Below are 17,034 nucleotides of genomic sequence, written 5' to 3' on the forward strand. Positions count from 1 at the left end.
GAGGTCGTGTATTTACGTCAGTCAGAAATTGAAACAGCCCCCATGTTGGCAATGACGAATCAGCAAAATTCATTCAAGGTGTATGCCATAAAAACAGCGAGCTGCTAATTCTCATCGAGCTAAATAAGCTATTGTCCGGTGAAGAATGGGCCGATGTGGAAAATGTGTAGAGCGGAGGCGAGCAGATGGAACAACTAGTAACACAATTTTCTTCACTTGAAGTCATTCTAGTGGGTGTTGTTGCAATGAGTTGGGTTGCCATTGCGCTGGCTATGAGCAGCTTCGCTAAAGTTAGACGCCAAGAGGTTTTGGTGCGCGAAAGCTTAGAGGACCTTAGAAGGGCTATCCATACAAGCAACAGTGGTTTAGTGGGTATGGGGCGTAAACTACTCTCCATTGAAAAAAATGTGGTCATCAAAGGCACCAACAAAAAGGCGTCCAAAGCTGTAGAAACTCCGGTTCCAAGTCTGAAATATAGCCTGCCAAAAGCCGAGTCTCGGTATGCGCAAGCCGCTAACATGGTGAGCCAAGGCTTATCAGTTGCCCAAGTTGCAGCAGCAGCAACCGGCATGTCTCAAGCTGAGGTGAATTTACTCGCTATGTTGCAAAGGCCTGCGATTGAAACGGTAAGCTAGCGTGAGCAAAATAGGTTTGTTGACACTTAGTTTTTTACTGTTTTCCTGTCATGCAGTTGATATACGTGAAACCCATAGCTACCTATATCAAAATCATCCCTTACCAGAAAATGTTTGGAACTCTATCGATGTTGGCGTCACCAATACTCAGTGGTTACTTCAGCATGTCGGCCCGCCGTCATTTATCGAAAAAAGTAACGACCAGCAGACATTCACTTACCGCTATGAAGAACACGTTAAAAAAACACACGGCGGTGTTTCTTTTTTATCAGCGGCAAAAAACTGACAGGAAGGAAAAGGTTCACTCTGTTATTTTGAAGAATAATATAGTCGTGGCCCATAGCGATATCACTCCTAGGCCACCAGTGTCTGAAACGGGCGTTAGTTTGCCGGCTAATGATGCAGCCGCTGAAGCAGAGAAAGATACCGGCGCTTCTAATCAGGAGGCATCAGGTGCGCAGCCGGCCGAAGGCGCTAGCCCTGAGTAATACTGAGTTCGATCGGCCGAGCTTTACGCTTCTCTAAACTCCGTTGTGTTGAATTGCTTACCACTAACCCCTGCCGAATCTTTACCCATAAAATACAAGTAACTCGGCATGATGTGCGTCGGGCGTTTTAACGGAGCTTGGATTTTCGGCAGGGTAGGCTTTAGCGCGCATAGGTGTGCGTGTACCACACCGGGTTAATACTATTAATGCGCACTTTGCTGGTGCCATCTTCCTCGTCAGCGAGGGTTTGCATTAAATTCTCGGCTGCAGCTTTGCTGGCGGCGTAGGCTCCCCAATAGGCTCGACCTTTGTAGCCAACGCTAGAGCCCGTAAATAATACGCTAGCAGCCTCTGATTTTCGCAACAGAGGGAGCAGGGCCTTGGTCATCATAAATGGGCTGTGTACATTTACTTGGAACAGACGCATCCACACATCTATGGCGTAATTTTCGATGGGGGTTCTGTCGCCCAAATCTGCCGCATTGTAAAGAATGCCGTCGATTAGCCCAAACTCCTCATTTAAGCGATCGCACATGTCGTTGTAATCTTTCTCGCTCGCACCTTCGAAATTGATGGGGTAAATCGCGGGCTCTGGCAAGGCTTCCGACACGATCAAATCATAGATTTTCTCAAGTTTAGAAATTGTCCGCCCCAATAGAACAACGGTGGCACCGTAGCGCGCGAAGGTTAAGGCCGCGGTTTTCCCTATGCCACTACCCGCACCGGTAACAAGAATGATTTTATCTTTCAGCAGTTGATCGGGGGCTTGATATTCATTGATGTTCATAGAGCTTTGTCCTAAAACCGCTTGGATATTCCAGTGTAGCTATAAATAAATTCCGCTAGCTCTTTAGAGCTTTTGGCAATTATATCCGCTTGCCAGTGTGATGCGCATTCGTTTTGACACATGTAGCCGTAGCTAGCGGCTATGCTAAACATGCCGGCAGCCTTTGCCGCGATAATATCGCGCTCGTGATCGCCTACATACCCCACTTTGCTCGGTGGCAAACTGAGCATTTCTGCTGCTTTATACAGCATCATGGGATCTGGCTTTGGCTTTTCAACATCATCGCCGCAAATTAACAGTGTTGGCTGCGCGGGCAGAAAGCCTAGATACCTTTCGGCGTATTTGCGCGGTTTGTTGGTGGCAATACCCCAAGGCTGCCTTTCGTGCTCAAACCGAGCTAACAGCTCGTGCAGCCCTGTATATACCCGGCTATGTTTGCCGATGTTGTGTGTGTATTGATCGAGAAATTTCTGTTTTAAGTCATTGAAATCTTCGTCTATCTCACGGACTGAAAATGCAAGCTGTGTCATGGCTACGGCACCATGGTTGATCATAGGCAAAATTTCACTTAAGGCAAGTGCCGACATGTTCAGGCTCGCGCGAACAGCGTTTATCGTTGCTTCAAAATCAGGTGCTGTATCGACGAGGGTACCATCGAGATCAAATAAAATAACGTTATTAGCCATGAGGCTTTACTGCATGCACGATGTAATTTACAGACACATCGTTAGGGTCTAATTTATATTTTTTAGTTATTGGGTTGTAAGCGAGGCCAACCATGTTTTGCGTTTCAATGTTAGCGGCTCGCATCCATTGAGCTAATTCAGAGGGGCGAATAAATTTCTTATAGTCATGGGTGCCTTTTGGCAACAGTTGTAAAATATATTCAGCGCCTAATATTGCAAAGGCGTAACTTTTTAAATTTCGGTTTAAGGTAGAAAAAAATAAGTGTCCACCGGGTTTTGTCATGGCCGCGCAGGCTGCGATGACCGAACTAGGGTCTGGTACATGCTCTAACATTTCGAGACAAGTGACAACATCAAACTGTTGTTCATGCTCCTGGGCAAATTCTTCGGCTGTTGTTTGGGTGTAATGAATACTTAATTCAGACTCAAGGGCGTGTAGCCGTGCGATTTTGAGCGGTGCATCCCCCATATCAATGCCGGTGACCAGTGCACCTCGGTGTGCCATAGCTTCGCAAAGCAAGCCGCCACCACATCCTACATCGAGTAATTTTTTCCCGGCAACCTTTGACTTAAGATCAATATAATTTGCCCTGAGTGGGTTTATATCGTGCAAGGGTTTAAATTCGCTCGTCGGGTCCCACCAGCGGGCTGCTAGCGCTTCAAATTTTGCGACTTCTGTACTATCTACATTTGTGTTCATAAAATTGTTACCAAGTCCCGCGGGCTTGTAGATTATTCTTTCAAGAGTTAATTGGCGATTTTAGTCTGCCAATCTTGTGTGTTTTTAATAATGCCATCCTGATCAAGGCTGGTGAGCCGTCTATTTTCTACCAATAGCCGACCGTCCACCCATACGTGGCTAATATTATGCGCGCAGTCGGTGTAGACCAGCTGGGAAATAGGGTCATAGACTGGCGTACTGAGGCCATCTATTTTAAGCACAGCAAAATCTGCGCGCTTGCCAACCTCAATACTGCCGATCTTATCCTCTAAACCTAATGCCTTAGCGCCATTAAGGGTTGCCATGGTTAATACGTCGTGAGCTGACAGCACGTCGGCGCGCTCCGCGGCCACTTTGCCTAGCAGAGCTGCCGTTTTCATCTCGCCGATCATATTAAGATCGTTGTTGCTCGCAGCGCCGTCTGTTCCGAGCGCGATATTGATGCCTGCCCTTTGAATGTTATCGGCAGGGCATATACCGCTGGCTAATTTCATATTGCTTTCGGGGCAATGGATCACATGGCATTGATGATCGGCGAGTAATTGCAAATCCACTGCATCGACTTGAGTCATATGTACGCATTGGGTTTTGGGCCCCAAAATGCCTAGCTTGGCTAAGCGCTCTATGGGTCTCATGCCATATTTAGCTAGGCTGGTCTCCACCTCTTCGGCCGTTTCGTGCAAGTGAATTTGAATACAAAGGTCTAATTCTGACGCGAGGGTCGCTACGCGCTCTAGGTGTTCATCAGACACTGTATAGGGAGCGTGCGGACCAAAGGCGATGGTTATTCTCGAATGATTGCGCATTTCATCGTGAAGCTTTAAGCCCTGGCTGAAGTATTGGTCCACGCTTGGCGTGCCCGGCGTAGGGAAATCCAACACGGGAAAACAAAGTTGGGCCCGAATGCCGGAAGCATGCACCACTTTGGCAGCGGCTTGCGGATAAAAATACATATCGGAAAAGCAGGTTGTGCCAGAGAGCAGCATTTCAGCGATGGCAAGCTCTGTACCTTGACTGACAAAATCGAAGCAAACATGTTGTGCCTCAGCAGGCCAGATATGCTGCTCTAGCCAGACTTTTAGCGGCTGGTCATCGGCAAATCCCTTCAGCAGCGTCATTGCTGCATGCCCGTGGCTATTCACAAGCCCGGGAAATAGCAGATGTTCGGGTAGATCATAATGATTAATAGGCTGGTAGCGCTGAGCCGCAGCGGCGCTGGTGCAAATGTCGATAATCGCGCCGTCATGGACTGCGATAGCACAAGCTTCCAATAGCTTGCCCTGCGGAACGACAGGTGCAATCCACCGAGGCTGAATCAAACAATCTATGGTCTTCATTGAATTTGAAAGCTCCAACGGTCTTGAATGGTTAAAAAGTGATCCATTCGGAGTAAAAAACGTGCAAATTTCAGCGCTTAATGGCCTTTTACCGAGCAGTATAACGTCGAACTGATGCCGGAAGCAGAGGGCGTGCCTATGTTATTGAAAATATGGTAATATCCGGCGCCTATAACTACCTCTTCGCGGGTCTTTCAAGACTGAGCTGAGGCAGCCTAGCCAGATATGATTGTGGGGTTTTTACCTCGGGTTAAAACAACAAAAAGGAAAGCTGTATTCCATGGGTGAATTAGCCAAAGAAATTTTACCTGTCAACATCGAAGACGAGTTGAAGCAATCTTATTTAGATTACGCCATGAGTGTAATCGTCGGGCGGGCCTTACCCGATGTCAGAGACGGCCTTAAACCCGTTCATCGGCGCGTACTTTTCGCCATGAGCGAACTGAATAATGATTGGAATAAAGCCTACAAAAAATCCGCCCGTGTTGTCGGCGACGTGATTGGTAAATACCACCCGCATGGCGATTCTGCTGTGTACGACACCATCGTGCGCATGGCCCAGCCCTTTAGCCTGCGCTACATGTTAGTGGACGGGCAAGGTAACTTCGGTTCCGTCGATGGCGATTCCGCGGCGGCGATGCGTTATACCGAAATTCGCATGGCCAAAATTGCCCATGATCTACTTGCCGATTTAGATAAAGAAACGGTCGATTATGTGCCCAACTATGACGGCACAGAATTAATACCAGCGGTATTGCCAACGCGCATTCCCAATTTGCTGGTGAATGGTTCGTCCGGTATTGCAGTAGGTATGGCGACTAACATCCCGCCTCATAACCTAACCGAGGTTGTGAAGGGTTGTTTAGCGCTGATTGATAACGAAGATATTACCGTTGATGAGCTGATGGAATATATCCCCGGCCCTGATTTTCCAACGGCGGGTATTATCAACGGCCGGGCTGGCATTATCGAAGCCTACCGCACTGGCCGCGGTCGCATTTATATTCGCTCTCGCGCTGTGGTCGAAGTTGACCCAAAAAATAATCGCGAGCGTATCGTCATTTCTGAAATCCCTTATCAGGTTAACAAGGCGCGTCTGATCGAAAAAATCGCTGAACTGGTAAAAGACAAAAAAATTGAAGGCATCAGTGAGCTGCGCGATGAGTCCGATAAAGACGGCTTGCGTGTTGTTATTGAGCTGAAACGTGGCGAAGTTGGCGAGGTTATCCTCAACAATCTTTATGCCCAAACGCAACTGGAGAATGTATTTGGTATTAACGTCGTCGCCCTAGTGGATGGCCAGCCAAAAATATTGAACCTGAAAGAAATGCTGTCGCATTTCGTGCGCCACAGGCGAGAAGTGGTTACTCGGCGTACCGTGTACCTGCTGCGCAAAGCGCGCGAGCGCGGTCATCTGCTGGAAGGTTTAGCGGTTGCCATCGCCAACATCGACGTGGTGATTGAACTCATCAAATCCTCTGCTACGCCAGCGGATGCGAAAGAAGCATTACTCTCCCGTGGTTGGGAGTCTGGCAATATTAGCCAATTCTTGGAGCGTGCCGGCAGTGATGCCTGCCGGCCAGATGGCTTGCCGGAGCAATTCGGCATGCGAGAAAACAAGTATTATTTGTCGCCCGAGCAGGCTCAGGCAATTTTAGAATTGCGCCTGCATCGCTTAACGGGCATGGAGCACGATAAATTACTGGCCGAGTACCAAGAAAGACTAGAGCAAATAGCGGGCTACCTCGAAATCCTAGGCTCTTCAGACGTGTTAATGTCGGTTATTCGCGCCGAACTTGAGCAAGTCATCGTTGATTTTGGCGACGAACGTCGCTCGGAAATTGTGACATCACGTCGCGACTTGACCATCGAAGATTTAATCACTGAAGAAGATCGCGTGGTTACCATTTCGCACGGTGGTTATGCTAAGAGCCAACCATTGAGTGATTACCAGGCACAAAAACGTGGTGGTCAGGGGCGCTCAGCGACAGCCGTTAAAGATGAAGACTTTGTTGAGCATTTGCTGATCGCGAGTACCCATGCGACAGTTTTGTTGTTTACCAATGCCGGTAAAGTTTATTGGTTGAAGGTGTTCCAAATTCCGCTCGCTGGCCGCCAAGCGCGCGGTCGACCAGTGGTGAATTTACTGCCGCTGGAAGAGGGCGAGCGCATTACCTCTATCCTGCCGGTACAGGAATACGATGACGATCATTACATCTTTATGGCCACTGCCAATGGCACCGTTAAGAAAACCGTATTGTCACAGTTCGCTCGTCCGCGTAGCGTAGGTTTGCGTGCTATCGAACTAGATGAAGGCGATCAACTTGTGGAAACCGCCATCACCGATGGTAATTGCGACATTTTACTGCTCGCCAGCAGTGGTAAGGCCGCTCGCTTTAAAGAGTCGGATGTGCGCGCCATGGGCCGGACCTCTAGAGGTGTGCGCGGCATTCGCTTGCACGAAGGTCAGACGGTGGTAGGCATGATTGTGCCGCAAGAAGATGGTTACGTACTGACTGTTAGTGAAAATGGTTACGGAAAACGCACAGAAGTTGCAGAATTCCCAACCAAGGGTCGCGGCACTCAGGGCGTCATCGCCATGTCCACCAGTGACCGAAATGGCGAGCTAGTGGGTGCGGTGCAAGTACTGGCCGGCGAAGAAATCATGTTGATTTCTGATCAGGGCACTATGGTGCGCACCCGCGTTGATGAAGTATCCGTGCTAAGCCGAAACACCCAAGGCGTCCGTCTGATTAAAGTTAAAGATGGCGAGCAATTGGTGGGTGTCGAGCGCATTGAAGAGTCTGAAGAGGACGAATTAGAGGATCAGGGTGAGGATTAGCCCCACCTGATTTATGAAAGAGAATTCAAATGAGCACAGACGAAAAGCCAAGTGATAAAACGCCCCTAGAGCCGTTAGTCGCCTTGAGAAATCGCATTGATTCTATCGACGCCCAAATTGGTGAGCTAATCAGTGAGCGCGCGCGCTGCGCGCAATCCGTAGCCGAGGTTAAAAAGGCGTCTGGTGAGCCCCAGGTAACTTACTACCGCCCTGAGCGCGAAGCACAAGTATTGCGCAAAGCCATGGAGCGCAACACCGGCCCTTTGGGCGACGAAGAAATGGCGCGACTATTTCGCGAAATTATGTCTGCCTGCCTGGCTTTAGAAGAACCCATAAAGGTCGCGTTCTTGGGCCCCGAGGGCACTTTTACCCAGCAAGCGTCACTCAAGCATTTCGGCAGTAGCGCTGTTACTCGGCCTATGTCGGTCATTGATGAAGTTTTTAGAGAGGTGGAAGCCGGCGCGGTAAATTATGGCGTCGTACCTGTCGAGAATTCGACCGAAGGTGTAGTCACCCATACACTCGATAACTTTATCGGCTCTAACCTAAAGATCTGTGGCGAGGTTGAGTTGCGTATCCATCATCATTTAATGGTGTCAGATGTTACGCATACAGAAGCCATTACTCGGATTTACTCCCATTCACAATCGCTGGCGCAGTGTCGCAAGTGGTTAGATGCGCATTATCCAAAAGCTGAGCGCATTGCCGTTAACTCCAACGCCGAGGCTGCAAAGCGTATAAAAGGTGAGTGGAATGCCGCCGCTATTGCCGGCGAAATGGCGGCACAATTGTACGGGCTAAAAATTCTATCGGAAAAAATAGAAGATGAACCGGATAATTCGACGCGCTTTTTAATTATCGGCACCGAGCAGGTGCCACCCAGCGGAGAAGATAAAACATCCATCGTCGCCTCGGTTAAGAATTCGCCTGGCGCGCTGCATGAATTACTCGAACCTTTTCAACGCCACAAAGTTGACCTCACTCGGGTGGAAACTCGGCCCTCGCGCTCGGGGGCATGGACCTACGTGTTTTTCATCGACTTCAAAGGTCACATTGAAAACGAAAGGGTAAAGCTGGCTTTGGCGGATGTAGCGGAGCGCGTGTCAGATTTGAAGATTTTGGGCTCTTACCCCAAGGGCGTGCTTTAAGTGGCAAATAGTTTTTTAGTTTGGCACGAGCACAGTGTTAATCAAAAAATGCACGCCATTCAAAAAGGGCAGCGCCCATGTGTGATTTGGTTTACTGGCTTAAGCGGCTCGGGCAAGTCCACCCTAGCTAATGCGCTTGAGTTGGCTCTGCTTGCTCGGAATAAGCATAGCTATTTGCTGGATGGCGACAATGTGCGCTTGGGGTTAACCTCCGATCTCGGTTTTTCCGATGCCGACCGCATTGAGAATATTCGTCGTATCGGCGAAGTCTCGCGTCTGATGGTCGACGCCGGTTTGATAGTGATTAGCGCGTTTATTTCGCCTTTTTCCGATGAAAGGGCTATCGCCAAATCATTGTTACCGAAGAGCCAGTTTTTCGAAATATTTATTGATGCGCCATTGTCTGTGTGTGAGCAGCGCGATCCTAAGGGGCTTTACAAAAAAGCCAGAGCTGGGGAAATAACACAATTTACAGGGATTGATTCAGCCTATGAAGTTCCCGAGACGCCCGATTGCGTGATAAGAACGGCCGAAACTAGCGTGACTTCCTGTGTTGATAAAATTATCGGTTTTTTAGAGGGCCAAGGTGTACTAGCGCCGCCGAAGGATACGGATTAATGTTTGAGCAAAAACCGGCGCCCATTATTGGGCGTTTAGTCGTTATAGGGGTTGGCTTAATTGGTGCTAGCTTGGCGTCCGCACTCAAAAAGCGCTCCGCTTGCACCTCGGTGATTGGTGTTGCTCGTCGGCAAGCGACAATAGATGAAGCCATTAAGGCCGGTATCATCGATGCTGGCGCCCTTGGTTTGAAGGATGTGGCGCAAGAGCTTGTTAAGGGTGACGTGGTTTTTATTGCGGTGCCAACCCTGAGTGTCGAGAGTGTATTAAGTGAGTGTAAGGAATATTTACACCCTGATGTCACCATCACCGATGGCGCGTCAGTTAAAGGCAGTGTTATTGCCGCGGCGAAGCAGGTTTACGGTGAGGTTCCGCCTCAGCTGATTCCAGGGCACCCTATTGCTGGGTCAGAAAAGAGTGGGGTTGGCGCTGCTAACCCGGGGCTGTATGAAGATCATCGCATTATCCTAACGCCCCTGCAGAATGCTGGCGCCAGCCACCTGAACCTCGTTGATAGTATGTGGAAAGCTGTCGGGGGTGAAGTCATACACATGCCTGTTGACGTGCATGATGATGTATTAGCGATGACTAGCCATCTACCCCACGCTATCGCCTTTTCACTGGTTGATACGCTGGCACACGATGCCGATAACGAAAATATTTTTAAATACGCGGCAGGCGGTTTTCGCGATTTCACGCGAATTGCCTCTAGCGACCCCGTTATGTGGCACGACATCATGCGCGCCAACCAATCCAGCGTGCTGAATGCCATCGACCTATTTGCGGCAAACCTTGCAAGGTTGAGATCTGCAGTAGCGGAAGATGACAGTGAATACCTGTTAGGTGTGTTTACGCGCGCAAAAGAAGCAAGAGATCAATTTACTCGATTATTAACTAAGCAGGCGTTTGTTCCTAAAATGCAATCATCAAATATTGAATACATCATGCAACCCGGCGGCCAAGTAAAAGGCTCAATTCGCGTACCTGGTGACAAATCTATCTCCCATCGCTCAATCATGCTCGGCTCTTTGGCCGAGGGTGTAACCGAAGTCGAAGGCTTTTTAGAAGGTGAAGACGCTCTCGCTACCTTGCAAGCTTTTCGCGACATGGGTGTTGTTATTGAGGGGCCGGTAAACGGCAGAGTTAAAATTCACGGCGTAGGTCTGCATGGTTTAAAGAAACCTGCTGGGCCATTATATGTCGGTAATTCAGGCACCTCTATGCGATTACTGGCAGGCATTTTAAGTGGCCAGCCTTTTGATTCAGTGCTCACCGGTGATGAGTCCTTATCTAAGCGCCCGATGAATCGTGTGGTAAATCCACTTAAAGCGATGGGTGCACAAATATCAGCTGAAGGTGAAAAAGGTTTGCCGCCGGTGGTGATAAAAGGTGGCGCGCCATTAAAAGCCATGGACTACACGCTGCCCATGGCCAGTGCACAGGTTAAATCTTGTGTGCTATTAGCGGGCCTTTATGCAGCAGGCGAAACCAAAGTGACTGAGCCAGCCCCCACGCGTGATCACACGGAAAGAATGCTGCGCGGCTTCGGTTATCAAGTGCTGAGCGAGGGGGCGCAAGCCTCATTAAGCAGCGGTGGGGCGCTGAAGGCCACAAAAATAGATGTTCCCGCAGACATCTCTTCCTCTGCTTTTTTTCTGGTGGCCGCCTCCATTACACCAGAGAGCGACCTAACCTTGACCCATGTTGGTATGAATCCGACGCGCGTCGGCGTTGTGAATATTTTGAAACAAATGGGCGCGGATATTGCAGTAAGCAATGAAAGAACAGTTGGCGGCGAACCAGTCGCTGATTTGCGGGTTCGCTATGCGCCACTCAAAGGAATTGATATTCCTGAAGACCAAGTGCCTTTAGCTATCGACGAGTTTCCCGTGCTGTTCGTAGCTGCAGCTTGTGCTCAAGGGCAAACTGTTTTGCGCGGTGCCGAGGAACTTCGCGTGAAAGAAAGTGATCGTATACAGGTTATGGCAGACGGCTTGGCAATACTCGGAGTGAATGCGACACCAACCGAAGATGGCATTATTATTCAAGGTGGAAATATTGGTGGCGGTGTGGTTGAGAGTCATGGTGACCACCGTATTGCCATGGCTTTTGCTGTTGCGTCACTGCGAGCCTCGGGTAGCATCCGGATTCTCAATTGTGCAAACGTGGCAACGTCATTCCCGAACTTTGCAGAGTTGGCCAATAGTGTTGGTATGCAGCTTAGTGTTACTGAATAACAATAGATTGGAATGGATTACTCACGGTAAAAACAGGAATTTTGAGGTAAAGAAATGGAAAGCTTAACGTGTTTTAAGGCTTACGATATTCGAGGCAAATTGGGCTCTGAGTTAAACACAGAGATTGCCTACCGCATTGGCAGAGCCTATGCCGATTATTTAAAACCAAAATCTGTGGTTGTTGGTGGTGACGTTCGGCTTACCAGTGAGGAATTAAAACAGGCTTTTGCAAAAGGCGTTATGGATGGCGGTTCAGATGTTATTGATATCGGCATGTGCGGCACAGAAGAAATTTACTTTGCCACAAGTCACTTAGGTGTGGACGGCGGTGTTGTGGTGACCGCCAGCCATAACCCTATCGATTATAACGGCATGAAAATGGTGCGCAGCCAGTCGAAGCCGATTAGTAACGACACGGGCTTACTGGATATCAAAACCCTAGCAGAGAAAAATACATTTCCATCGGTTTCAGAGAATGGCAAGTATTCTAAAGCATCTATTCTTGATGCTTATGTTGAGCATCTGCTTGGCTATGTAGATATAGCTAAATTAAAACCACTTAAGCTCGTCGTGAACGCAGGTAATGGTGCGGCGGGGCATGTCATTGATGCTCTTGAACCACACCTACCTTTTGAAATTATTAAGATACAACACGAGCCCGACGGCACCTTCCCCAACGGCATACCGAATCCATTGGAGGAGAGTAATCGTCAAGCAACGATCGATGCCGTTCGATTGCATTCCGCCGACATGGGTATTGCTTGGGACGGTGATTTTGATCGCTGTTTTTTATTTGATGAGCAGGGTGACTTTACCGAGGGCTACTATATCGTAGGTTTGTTGGCCGAAGCATTTTTGGCAAAAAATCCCGGCCAAAAAATTATTCACGACCCCCGCCTGTTTTGGAACACCCAAGACATAGTTACAGCCAGTGGCGGCAAAGTAATTCAATCCAAGACTGGCCACGCCTTCATCAAAGAGAAGATGCGCCAAGAAGATGCAGTTTATGGCGGCGAAATGAGCGCCCACCATTATTTTAGAGACTTCTTCTACTGTGATAGCGGCATGATTCCTTGGTTGTTGGTTGCCGAACTGCTCTCTGTTAAGGGGGCTGGCCTATCCAGCTTACTCGAAGAGCGTATCGCTAAGTATCCATCACCGGGTGAAATTAACAGCAAGGTCAGTGATGCTAAGGCTTCTATTGAGCGCGTGCGCGCACACTTTGAGGCCGAGGCGCTCGATGTTGACTTAACCGACGGCGTTAGCCTTAGTTTCTCCGACTGGCGATTTAATTTGCGGATGTCTAATACGGAGCCTGTTGTGCGCTTAAACGTAGAAAGCAGAGGTAATCCAGAGTTGATGCGAGAGAAGACTGATCAAATTTTAGCGCTGCTTAGAGCTTAATGTTAAATTACGCGCCGCCACTTTAGTTACCAAGGAGAAAGAGATGACTGATATCGGACGAAAACCCATCACTAAAGCGGTATTTCCTGTAGCAGGTATGGGAACTCGATTTTTACCTGCTACTAAAGCCATCCCGAAAGAGATGCTGCCCATAGTCGACCGCCCGTTAATTCAATATGCCGTTGAAGAGGCATATGCTGCGGGTATTCGGGAAATGATTTTCGTAACTGGCCGCCATAAACGGTCGATTGAAGATCATTTCGATACGGCATTTGAGTTAGAACACGAACTCGAGTTAGCAAATAAGCACCAAATGCTTGAAATGGTGCGGTCTGTTAAGCCTGATGACATGCAATGTGTGTATGTTCGTCAACCCAAAGCCATGGGTTTAGGGCATGCAATACTGTGCGCTGAATCTTTAGTGGGCAATGAGTTTTTTGCTGTGCTGTTGGCTGACGACTTAATGGTGGGGAAAAGGCCAATCCTTCAGCAAATGGTTGATGTTCATCACCAAACCGGTGGCTCCGTTATGGCCACGCAGGATGTACCCAAAGCCCAAACCTTTCGTTACGGCATTTTGGATGTAAAGGGTGACAAGCAACAAACTGCAAAAATTTATGGCATGGTAGAAAAGCCCGATCCAGAGGAGGCGCCGTCAACCTTAGCGGTGGCCGGGCGATACGTTTTGTCGCCCAGCGTATTCAATAAAATACGCACGCAGCCTCGCGGGGTGGGAGGTGAAATTCAGTTAACCGATGGTATTGCAGCGCTGTTAATGGAAGAGGATGTTTATTCCTATCGCTATGACGGTAAACGTTACGATTGTGGAAGCAAGGAAGGATATATTCAAGCGACCATCGATATGGCACTTGAGCGCGAAGATTTAGCGGCTTACACGCGGGCACATATTGAGCGTATTCGATAAATAGGGTTAAAAATGACGGGGCTTAGCCCACTGCTGTCCCACAGCTATGTCGCGGGAGAGTTTGGTGCCCGTACTAGCGACCGTCACCCGCATGGATGCGGGTGTTGAGACTACATGGATAATGGTATGGACCCACTCCACTTCTAAAGCGGCTTCGCAATGAGCCAAAATGGAAGTTACGAACATACCATTTAACAGAATGAGGAGTGGGTCGAGATGAAGATTACAACGATTGGGCTGGATATCGCAAAGTCTGTTTTCCACTTAGTGGCTGTAAATTTACGAGGCAAGCCGTTAAAGAAGAAACAACTAAAACGGCATCAGCTCTTGGCTTACTTTGCCAAGCTAGAGAGTTGCTTGGTTGTTATGGAAGCTTGCGGCAGTGCCAACTATTGGGCAAGAGAGCTTCAAGCCTTGGGGCATGATGTGAAACTAATAGCGCCGCAGTACGTGAAACCGTATGTCAAAGGCAACAAGAACGACTACAACGATGCGGAGGCAATTGCTGAAGCAGCTCAACGCCCTACTATGCGCTTTGTGCCCATTAAGAATATTGAGCAGCAAGATGTTCAGAACATACATCGACAAAGAGAGCGTTTAAAGGGCGAGCGTACAGCCCTGTCGAACCAGATAAGAGGGTTATTAGCGGAGTATGGCGTAGCGATTCACAAGGGTATTGCTACCTTGAAACGAGAATTGCCATTGATACTCGAAGACGGGAGTAACGCTTTAACCGTAGGTGCTCGGGAACTGTTTGCAGAACTGTTCGATGAGCTCATAGCCATTAACGAACGCCTAGAGCGCTGCGAGCAACGTATAAAAGCGGTTAATCAGGGTAATGAACAGTGCCAGCGTTTAGATGAGGTGCTCGGTATTGGAGCTATTACCGCAAGTGCACTGTATGCAGCGGCTGGTGATGGTAGTGACTTTGTGAATGGCCGACACTTCTCCGCGTGGTTAGGCTTAGTACCGGGTCAGCACAGTACGGGTGGTAAGCCCGTGTTACTGGGTATCAGTAAGCGAGGTAATTGTTATTTGCGCACCTTGCTGATACATGGGGCACGCGCAGTACTGCGGTATTCTGCGGAGAAAACAGATCGCTTTAGCCGCTGGGCGCAATCGTTACTGGAGCGAAGAGGCCACAACCGAGCCTGCGTCGCCGTAGCAAATAAGTTAGCCAGAATTGCTTGGGTGATCATGGCAAAAGGCGAGCGCTATCGCCCTGCGGTATAGAGCAGCGTTTTATCACAGTACGCGATAGCGTACTGCAAGAGTTTAACCCGTCGCGTCAGTTGCAAAGATAGATTGATTGGATGGTGAGATAGGTCAGACCGGCTCGTTCAAAACCTGTTCCGTGCATTGGCTTTAATAAAGCCGTAGGGATGATGAGGAGGACGAGCGCAAATATCCATCGGGGCCAGGAGGACAAAAACTTCCACCAACAGGCCGGATATATGAGAGCAATGACTTTTATCCATTATCAGAATCAAATGTCTTGCAAACGGGGTGGGTCCATATATGTATTCACGTCGTGTCGCTAGTGCGGGCACCAAACTCATGTCCAAGTATACGCCGAGATGTCGCATCTATTGTGAGGCTTAAAGCCTAACGATGGTCTTATCGTTTTTGTGGGACAGCAGCGGGGCTTAGCCCCGTTTTATTTGAATAGTCATTCAGTTGATTATTCAAGCGACAGAAGTTTCTGATCTCTGGTACCAGTTGGCTGCTTTTTGTTTGACTTCCTTGATTGAGTTTTTAATTGGTACATTTGACGTAGGAAATGTCAGACAAAATTTTCCGCTAAAAGCCACATGTCAAATCCCGCTTGTCGGGCTAGTATTAAAACCGATACTGGAGTGACCAGTAATTTTATTCAACTCACAAGGAGGTGTCCTATGCGTATTCAACGCATTCCAATGTTCGCACTCATCGCGTTTCTTTCCTGTTTCAGCGCTCTTTCATCGGTTACTTATGCAGCTGCGGATGCAAAAGTAGTCGCGAGTCAATCAGCTTTGGTAAATATAAATACGGCTTCGGCAGAAGAGCTGGCACAAAAGCTAAAAGGCGTTGGCATGTCAAAAGCGAAGGCGATTGTTGAGTACAGATCCAAAGTAGGTAAGTTCATTACTGTTGATCAGTTGGCGGAAGTTAAAGGAATTGGTGCGGCCACTGTTGAAAAAAATAGGGCGGCTATATCGCTTAAGTAATGTTTCTCGGTTTGGCGATTCTATTGGACAGATGTTGGCGGAGCGGGCAAGGAGCCACAGCCAGTACAAGATGTGACGGTTGCTTCTCTGGCATCTGTCCAATGGAATCGCACTTTTTCTACTAGATACCCCATTCGCTGTAAACACCCCTAATCGAAGCTGGTACAATGCCGCAGGTTTTTGATAGGTATGGTGTGTTTTGAATCCTTTAGTTATCACAATTGATGGTCCCAGCGGCTCAGGTAAAGGCACTGTGAGTCAACGTATAGCCCAAACGCTGGGTTTGCAGCTACTCGATAGTGGCGCGCTCTATCGTTTAGTCGCACTGGTGGCGGTGCGTACAAACACTTCACTAGATGATGCTCCAGCCTTGGCTGCCATTGCCTTGAATTTAGATATCTCGTTTCAACCGACCGATAGCGGTGTGCAAGCCCGATTAGCCGGTGAGGATGTAAGCCTTGCCATCCGGGCAGAAGCCATCGGTTTGGCCGCGTCACAAGTGGCCGCAATTCAACCTGTACGGGACGCACTTTTGGCCCGTCAAAGAGCTTTTGCGGTTGAGCCAGGCTTGGTCGCTGATGGCCGCGATATGGGTACAGCGGTATTCCCAAACGCACAGATCAAAATCTACCTCACAGCGAGCGCTGAAGAGCGCGCCAATAGGCGCTATAACCAGTTGAAAGCAAAGGGGGAATCTGTTAGTCTCCCGCGCTTGCTGGAGGACATACAAGCGCGTGACGCGCGGGATATGAATCGACAGGTCTCACCCCTCAAGCCTGCAGAGGATGCTGTGATAATAGACAGCTCCCTAATGGGTATTGACGAAGTGCAGGATGCGATTTTAGCGATTGTTGACAAGCGCTAGTTTCGCCGCCACACACTGTGTGACGTTCAGCATAATTAGGTGGTCAGGTACTTTGCCAGAAAGAAAGTATTTGAACATTATTACTAACCGGCCCGCATAACTGGCTTTGCGGTACAGCGGTAGACCCCTCAAGC

The 17,034-nt window shown here is 48.7% G+C and carries 14 protein-coding genes and 2 pseudogenes; 12 read left to right on the top strand and 4 right to left on the bottom strand.

Annotated features, from left to right (window positions below; translation table 11 throughout):
- The 3 genes and pseudogenes from QWY82_RS13985 to QWY82_RS13995 form a co-directional block, all read left to right on the top strand.
- Positions 1-170: pseudogene (locus QWY82_RS13985) on the top strand (chemotaxis protein CheW); the annotation flags it as partial.
- A gap of 15 nt (positions 171-185) precedes the next feature.
- Positions 186-635, top strand: a complete 450-nt coding sequence (locus QWY82_RS13990; protein WP_290263583.1) for a DUF2802 domain-containing protein — start codon at positions 186-188, stop codon at positions 633-635.
- 65 nt (positions 636-700) lie between these two features.
- The gene (locus tag QWY82_RS13995; RefSeq protein WP_290263587.1) at positions 701-1,123 is read left to right on the top strand and encodes a hypothetical protein; all 423 of its coding nucleotides are present in this window, start codon (positions 701-703) and stop codon (positions 1,121-1,123) included.
- Between the two features lie 23 nt (positions 1,124-1,146).
- On the opposite strand, the pseudogene QWY82_RS14000 reads toward QWY82_RS13995, so the two are convergent.
- The 4 genes and pseudogenes from QWY82_RS14000 to QWY82_RS14015 form a co-directional block, all read right to left on the bottom strand.
- Positions 1,147-1,910, bottom strand: a pseudogene (locus QWY82_RS14000) (YciK family oxidoreductase).
- Positions 1,911-1,921: 11 nt separating this feature from the next.
- Positions 1,922-2,596 (bottom strand): HAD family hydrolase, encoded by a 675-nt coding sequence (locus QWY82_RS14005; RefSeq protein ID WP_290263379.1) that lies wholly within the window; start codon positions 2,594-2,596, stop codon positions 1,922-1,924.
- Entirely contained in the window at positions 2,589-3,296 is a 708-nt protein-coding gene (ubiG, locus tag QWY82_RS14010) for a bifunctional 2-polyprenyl-6-hydroxyphenol methylase/3-demethylubiquinol 3-O-methyltransferase UbiG (protein ID WP_290263380.1), read from the bottom strand. The genes QWY82_RS14005 and ubiG overlap by 8 nt, the downstream gene beginning before the upstream one ends.
- A gap of 47 nt (positions 3,297-3,343) precedes the next feature.
- Positions 3,344-4,654 carry a TRZ/ATZ family hydrolase gene (locus tag QWY82_RS14015; RefSeq protein WP_290263383.1) on the bottom strand — a complete coding sequence of 437 codons (1,311 nt, stop codon included), beginning with the start codon at positions 4,652-4,654 and terminating at the stop codon, positions 3,344-3,346.
- 280 nt (positions 4,655-4,934) lie between these two features.
- Here QWY82_RS14015 and gyrA point away from each other — a divergent pair, with 280 nt between their 5' ends.
- From gyrA to cmk, 9 genes are all read left to right on the top strand, one after another.
- The gene (gyrA, locus tag QWY82_RS14020; RefSeq protein ID WP_290263385.1) at positions 4,935-7,496 is read left to right on the top strand and encodes a DNA gyrase subunit A; all 2,562 of its coding nucleotides are present in this window, start codon (positions 4,935-4,937) and stop codon (positions 7,494-7,496) included.
- Between the two features lie 29 nt (positions 7,497-7,525).
- Positions 7,526-8,644 (top strand): prephenate dehydratase, encoded by a 1,119-nt coding sequence (gene pheA, locus QWY82_RS14025; RefSeq protein ID WP_290263387.1) that lies wholly within the window; start codon positions 7,526-7,528, stop codon positions 8,642-8,644.
- The gene (gene cysC / locus QWY82_RS14030; protein ID WP_290263389.1) at positions 8,645-9,262 is read left to right on the top strand and encodes an adenylyl-sulfate kinase; all 618 of its coding nucleotides are present in this window, start codon (positions 8,645-8,647) and stop codon (positions 9,260-9,262) included.
- A complete protein-coding gene (locus QWY82_RS14035) occupies positions 9,262-11,499 on the top strand; it encodes a bifunctional prephenate dehydrogenase/3-phosphoshikimate 1-carboxyvinyltransferase (RefSeq protein WP_290263590.1) in 2,238 nt (745 codons plus the stop codon). Before cysC ends, QWY82_RS14035 begins: the two co-directional genes overlap by 1 nt.
- Before the next feature lie 54 nt (positions 11,500-11,553).
- A complete protein-coding gene (locus QWY82_RS14040) occupies positions 11,554-12,903 on the top strand; it encodes a phosphohexomutase domain-containing protein (protein WP_290263592.1) in 1,350 nt (449 codons plus the stop codon).
- A 43-nt stretch (positions 12,904-12,946) separates the two neighbouring features.
- Positions 12,947-13,828: a UTP--glucose-1-phosphate uridylyltransferase GalU gene (gene galU, locus QWY82_RS14045; protein ID WP_290263594.1), complete on the top strand. Its 882-nt coding sequence runs from the start codon at positions 12,947-12,949 to the stop codon at positions 13,826-13,828.
- A 216-nt stretch (positions 13,829-14,044) separates the two neighbouring features.
- On the top strand, positions 14,045-15,061 hold the full coding sequence (locus tag QWY82_RS14050) for an IS110 family RNA-guided transposase (RefSeq protein ID WP_290259239.1): 1,017 nt from the start codon (positions 14,045-14,047) through the stop codon (positions 15,059-15,061).
- Between the two features lie 662 nt (positions 15,062-15,723).
- Complete coding sequence (locus QWY82_RS19970) at positions 15,724-16,035, top strand: ComEA family DNA-binding protein (protein ID WP_353958710.1); 312 nt, start codon at positions 15,724-15,726, stop codon at positions 16,033-16,035.
- 199 nt (positions 16,036-16,234) lie between these two features.
- Positions 16,235-16,900 carry a (d)CMP kinase gene (gene cmk, locus QWY82_RS14060; protein ID WP_290263596.1) on the top strand — a complete coding sequence of 222 codons (666 nt, stop codon included), beginning with the start codon at positions 16,235-16,237 and terminating at the stop codon, positions 16,898-16,900.
- Positions 16,901-17,034: the final 134 nt, after the last annotated feature.

This window comes from Simiduia curdlanivorans (genome assembly GCF_030409605.1).
GTDB lineage: Bacteria > Pseudomonadota > Gammaproteobacteria > Pseudomonadales > Cellvibrionaceae > Simiduia > Simiduia curdlanivorans.